Raw genomic sequence first — 6,143 nt, 5'->3', positions numbered from 1 at the left:
CCTTCCGCATTTCAGTTGTCTAGCTGCAGGGCCTAGCCCCTCGAGGTCATAAGTCAAACTGCCATGAAGGTTAAAAATCAAACCTTCCTGCCAGTTTGACTTATGCTTGTCGGGGCTGAGCAAGGCCCTTCCGCTTTTCAGTTAATCCAACATTATTTCCACTTTGATTGTTAGGGTGGTGTAGATGACCATGGATTTTATTTTGACTCGGTAGCGTTTGCCGTTTAGCTGGTGGGTTTTGTTTTCTATTATTCTTTTGATGAGTTCGCTGCTTTGTGAGACGGTGTTGATATCCTTTGCAATCATCATACTTATATCTTCACGGACTTTGTCCTCTGTTTCATAAAGGCTATATAAGTCTAGTTTATACTTGCTGACGGCTTCATCATCGTTTGTTATTTTTACAATAATTTCTTGAACGGTTAGCAGCTTTTGATTCTCTTTATTGAGTTTTTTGAATTCTTCCTGCCAAATCTTTTTTTCATCTGTCAGTTCTTCGATTGTATCTTTCTGGGATCTAATTTCCAAGCTGTACTTTTCCTGCCATTCTCCATATATATAGACGAAAATGCACCAGCTGATGACCGCCCCTATGGCCATTCCTGCAAAGAACCGTTGCCATGAAGGTTTGCGATAGTAGGGGGGGATTCTCATTTTGATATATGCTCCTGGGTGAGCCAAATTATTAGCTGTGCTCCTGTTTGCGCACCGCCAAATGCAGATAAAATCAGTAGACATTGTTTGACGATATCTTTAGTTTGACCATCTAAAACGCCTTTTTCAAAACTATAAACTGCATCAAATGTTCCCCCAATTGCAGCAATGATTGCCCATATTCGAATGGAGTTCGACAGGTTAAAAATCTCTGTTAACGGTGGTTTGCCAGTGAAGAAAGCAGCGATTCCGCCGATGATGGAACCTCCAATTAAGACGCCTAAAGCAATAAAGTAGCTTTCTATCAAAGATGAGAAAAAAGGCTGTTCATTCATATTCATAACCGTCCTTACAACAGAATTTATATTGATGTAAAATGATAAATCTAGTCTATACTCCATCATATGGACAATCCTATGTATTTATGATTAATCAAAAGGATTTTCTGATGCAGGTGACGCTGTATGAGGACCATCCATTTTCATTTTTGAAACGGACGTTCTATAATAAATAATAGAAGAAAAGTTAGGGTGTGAAGGAAATTGTCATTTATCCACTTGCAGGTGTATAGTGCGTATAGTTTACTGACAAGTACTGCTAAGGTTGACCAATTAGTTGCGACTGCTAAGCAGAAGGGCTTTTTAAGCCTGGCGTTGACCGATCGGAATGTAATGTACGGTGCCGCGGTATTTTACAAAGAGTGTGTAAAGCAAGGGATCAAGCCAATTCTCGGTTTAACAGTGGATGTACTTAGTGAACATGATGATAATGCAGCCTATCCTCTTGTATTATTAGCGAAAAATAATGAAGGTTATCTAAATCTATTAAAAATGACAAGTGCGTTCCAAACGAGTACTGGGGAGGGTTTACCGATAAAGTGGCTTAAAGCTTATTCGAAAGGACTATATGCACTAAGCCCAGGAGTCGAGGGAGAAATAGAACAGCTTGCATTAAACAATGATTATGAGAGTGCAAAAGCCAAGGCAATCCAATTCAAACAAATATTTGAGAAGGATCATTTTTATTTGTCCCTGCAAGATCATGACATATCTGAAGAACGGGAGTTGCAGAGTCTGCTTAAGCAGATGTCGAAAGAGGCAAGTATTCAATTGGTTGCAACAAATGCAGCATGCTATTTGGAAAAAGATGATTCATTTGCTCATGAATGCCTGTTAGCAATCAAAAATGGAGAAAAACTGCAGGATGAACAGCGAGAGCAGGCACAGAGCAAGGAATATTATATAAAGAGCGCTTCAGAGATGACAGATTTATTTGCAGATGTTCCTGATGCTTTAGAAAATACGATTAAGATTGCAAATGAATGTCATGTAACGATTGAATTAAATCAAAAAAACCTGCCTAAATATCCTGTGCAAGGTGAAGAGACAGCAGAGTCCCTGCTGGATGCACTCTGTCATGAAGGGCTGAAAGAGAGATATCCTGAGGTAACGGAGACTGAAAGAAGCCGCTTGGAGTATGAGTTGAGCGTCATTAAAAAGATGAAATTCAGTGATTATTTTTTAATAGTTGCTGACTTTATGAGGTACTGCAAAGACCAGAAAATATTGACAGGGCCAGGTCGTGGTTCAGCTGCCGGTTCAATGGTGGCTTATGTTCTTTTTATTACGGATGTGGATCCGATTAAGCATGATCTTTTGTTTGAACGCTTCCTCAATCCTGATCGAATTTCCATGCCGGACATCGATATTGACTTTCCTGATCATCGAAGGGATGAAGTCATTCAATATGTTTCAAGAAAATATGGTCAACAGCATGTGGCGCAAATCATTACTTTTGGAACAATGGCGACAAAGGCGGTTTTACGTGATGTCGGCAGAGTATTCGGGTTGAATACAAAAGAGCTTGATCAGCTTTCCAGGAGTATTCCTCCTAAGCTTGGCATTACTTTAAAGAACGCCTATCAAGAGTCAACAGGTTTGCGCAACTTGATTAATGATTCGTCCACGAATAAAAAGCTATTTGAAACGGCTCTAAAACTGGAGGGACTGCCCAGGCATACATCAACTCATGCTGCTGGCGTTGTGATAAGCGAAAAGCCGCTGGTCAATGTCATTCCTGTTCAGAAGGGGCACGATGATGTTTATTTAACACAGTTTACCATGGAGCATTTAGAAGAGCTAGGACTGTTGAAAATGGACTTTCTTGGATTGAGAAATCTATCATTGATAGAAAATATCTTAGCCTCTATTAAAAAAAATACTGGGAAAATGGTAAATATAAAAACGATCCCACTGGATGATTCGAACGTCTATAGCCTTTTAAGCAGCGGTGAGACAACAGGGATATTTCAATTGGAATCCAGCGGAATGAGAAGTGTGCTAAAAAGGCTGCAGCCCACTACATTTGAAGACATTGTGGCTGTGAATGCGTTATATCGTCCAGGCCCAATGGAGAACATTCCATTATTTATTGATAGAAAGCATGGCAGACAAAAAGTGGACTATCCCCACCCTGACCTAATGCCAATCCTCAGCAATACTTATGGTGTGATCGTTTACCAGGAGCAAATTATGCAGATTGCTGCTAAAATGGCTGGGTTTACTTTAGGGGAAGCTGATTTGTTAAGGAGAGCAGTTAGCAAGAAACAAAAGGAAGTCTTAGACCGTGAACGTGCTCACTTTATTCAGGGAGCTAATAAGAAAGGGTATGACAAGCGTTCAGCAAATGAAATCTATGATTTAATAGTCAGGTTTGCTAATTATGGATTTAACCGTAGCCATGCAGTGGCCTATAGTTTAATTGCTTACCAGCTGGCTTATTTAAAAACCCATTACCCTCCCTATTTTATGGCGGCCTTATTAACATCTGCTATCGGAAACGAAAATCGGATTGCACAGTATATTAATGAACTAAAACAGATGGACCTTAAGATTTTACCACCGTCCATCAATAAGAGTGTGTTTCCATTTATTGTGGAAAAACAGGCAATTAGATATAGTTTAGCTGCCATAAAGGGTGTAGGGGCAAATGTTCTTAAGGAAATATTTAGAGCGCGAAGAAATAAACATTTCTCGGATCTCTTTGAATTTTGCTTAGCAGTTTCTCCAAAAATCATTAATAGAAAAATAATCGAAGTACTCGTCCATTCAGGCAGCCTTGATGAGTTTGGTGAGGATCGGGCGACCCTTTTAGCAAGTATCGATGTGGCAATAGAACATACACAGCTTGTTAAGCCCGATGATGACCAATTCGATATGTTCACAGAAGATGAATTTTTTCCAAAGCCAAAATACACCGATGTAGATCCCATCCGCTCAGAAGATAAACTAGCTTTAGAGAAGGAAGCGCTTGGACTTTACTTGTCTAATCATCCCGTCTCTATTTATGAAGACTTCTTCTCATTACTCGGTGCTATTGACCTTGGAAGACTGATGGACACAGCAAGGAATAAAATCGTAAAAACGGTAATTTACGTTGTGGATGTAAAGAAAATCAGGACGAAAAAAGGTGAAGCAATGGCGTTTCTATCTTTAAGTGATCAAACAGGTGATATGGAGGCTGTTGTGTTTCCAAATGTATTTAATCGTTATAGTGCCATGCTTACCCAAGGAAATATTCTATTGATTGAAGGCAAAGCAGAAGAAAGAAATGGGAAAGTACAATTGGTTATTCAGGAAGCTGAACAAGCCGCTAAAGCAATTGAAAACGTGGAGAATCAGTTGCCGATATTATATTTAAAAGTCATAAGTGAAAACGAAACACAAGAAAAATTATGTGAACTAAAAGAAATCCTGCAGCAAAATAATGGAGATTCCGCTGTAGTCTTGTATTATGAGCGCACTAAAAGAACCATTAAGTTAGGTGAGGAGGACCGAGTTGAGCCTACTAAACAATTACTGGGTTTACTCAAGCAAACACTAGGTGAGGACAATGTTATTTTGAGAGGCCAGTCTTTACAACTTGATTAATTATGTTATATTGTAAACATAAACTGGTCTGACCACCATGTGCGGATTTTGACCTTATTAAGAAAGTAGACAAGCTTTCTTATCATGATTATCCTCTATTATATGTTATTGTACTTTCATATTTAATTTTAGACTGTTCATTTTAGTAACCATGCCTTTAAAAAGAAAGAATGGTTTTCAGCTAGAATCTTAAAAGGGGAATTATGTAAGCTTTGAATGTTTATACAAAAAAATATAAACAAGCCTATTATAAGGGGCTTTAAGGAGTGATTTAACTTGACTCTTAGAGATGAAGCATTAAATATGCATAGAGTTAATAAAGGAAAATTAGAATCTAAATCAAAGGTGCAAGTTCGTAATGCAAAGGACTTGAGCTTAGCCTATTCACCAGGAGTAGCTGAACCTTGTAAAGAGATATACGATAAGCCAGAAACGGTATATGAGTATACAATGAAAGGGAATATGGTTGCGGTAGTCACTGATGGTACGGCAGTATTAGGATTGGGAAATATCGGACCAGAAGCGGCTCTTCCAGTTATGGAAGGGAAAGCTGTGTTATTTAAGAGCTTTGCAGGTGTAGATGCCTTCCCGATTTGTTTGAATACAACAGATATCGATAAAATAGTAGAAACGGTTAAATTGCTAGAGCCAACCTTTGGTGGTGTGAATCTCGAGGATATCGCTGCCCCAAATTGCTTCTATATAGAAGAAAGACTAAAGAAGGAAGCGAATATTCCTGTCTTCCATGATGATCAGCATGGAACTGCCATCGTAACTGTAGCAGGACTTGTTAATGCATTAAAGCTTGCTGACAAGAAAATGAATGAAATTAAAGTAGTAGCAAACGGAGCTGGTGCAGCTGGTATTGCTATTATTAAACTTCTATATAGATACGGAGTAAGAGATATCATTATGTGCGATACAAAGGGTGCCATTTATGAGGGGCGTCCAAATGGCATGAATGATATTAAAAGCGAAGTTGCTAAATTCACAAACAGAGATAATGAAAAAGGCAGCCTATCTGAGGTCATCAACGGAGCAGATGTATTTATCGGGGTATCAGTTGCTGGTGCTTTGACTGTTGAAATGATTGAAAAAATGAATGATGATCCGATTATCTTTGCAATGGCTAATCCAACACCGGAAATTATGCCAAGTGAAGCAAAGGCTGCAGGTGCGTTGGTTGTTGGAACAGGACGTTCAGATTTTCCTAATCAGGTAAATAACGTATTGGCATTCCCAGGGATTTTTAGAGGGGCGTTAGATGTAAGAGCTACTCATATTAATGAGAGAATGAAAGTGGCTGCTGTTGAAGCCATTGCTAATCTGATTTCAAGTGAAGAGCTTAATACGGATTATGTGATTCCAGCACCATTCGATTCAAGAGTTGCTCCTGCAGTTGCTGCAGCAGTAGCCAAAGCAGCAATGGAGACAGGGGTTGCCAGGTTGAAGGTCGATCCAGAAGAGGTAAAGGCAAAGACGGAGCAATTAGCAGTTATTGGGAAAAGTGAGTGATAACCTAACGTGAATTCATCACAAAGTTCATCAAAGGTTTATTTA

General features: G+C 39.1%; 4 protein-coding genes. 2 read left to right on the top strand and 2 right to left on the bottom strand.

The features are described 5' to 3' along the window. Window positions 1-141: 141 nt before the first annotated feature. Together ytrI and ytrH are read right to left on the bottom strand one after the other, a co-directional pair. Complete coding sequence (gene ytrI / locus J2S17_RS09635) at window positions 142-654, bottom strand: sporulation membrane protein YtrI (protein WP_307474210.1); 513 nt, start codon at window positions 652-654, stop codon at window positions 142-144. Further along, window positions 651-989 (bottom strand): sporulation membrane protein YtrH, encoded by a 339-nt coding sequence (ytrH, locus tag J2S17_RS09630; RefSeq protein WP_307474239.1) that lies wholly within the window; start codon window positions 987-989, stop codon window positions 651-653. The genes ytrI and ytrH overlap by 4 nt, the downstream gene beginning before the upstream one ends. A gap of 207 nt (window positions 990-1,196) precedes the next feature. On the opposite strand from ytrH, the gene dnaE reads away from it, so the two are divergent. Beyond that, window positions 1,197-4,583 (top strand): DNA polymerase III subunit alpha, encoded by a 3,387-nt coding sequence (gene dnaE / locus J2S17_RS09625; protein WP_307474208.1) that lies wholly within the window; start codon window positions 1,197-1,199, stop codon window positions 4,581-4,583. A gap of 276 nt (window positions 4,584-4,859) precedes the next feature. Continuing rightward, on the top strand, window positions 4,860-6,098 hold the full coding sequence (gene ystJ, locus J2S17_RS09620) for an NADP-dependent malic enzyme (RefSeq protein ID WP_307474206.1): 1,239 nt from the start codon (window positions 4,860-4,862) through the stop codon (window positions 6,096-6,098). Window positions 6,099-6,143 lie beyond the last annotated feature (45 nt).

This window comes from Cytobacillus purgationiresistens (genome assembly GCF_030813235.1).
GTDB classification, from domain to species: domain Bacteria; phylum Bacillota; class Bacilli; order Bacillales; family Cytobacillaceae; genus Cytobacillus; species Cytobacillus purgationiresistens.
This window is presented reverse-complemented; position numbering and strand designations above follow the sequence as displayed.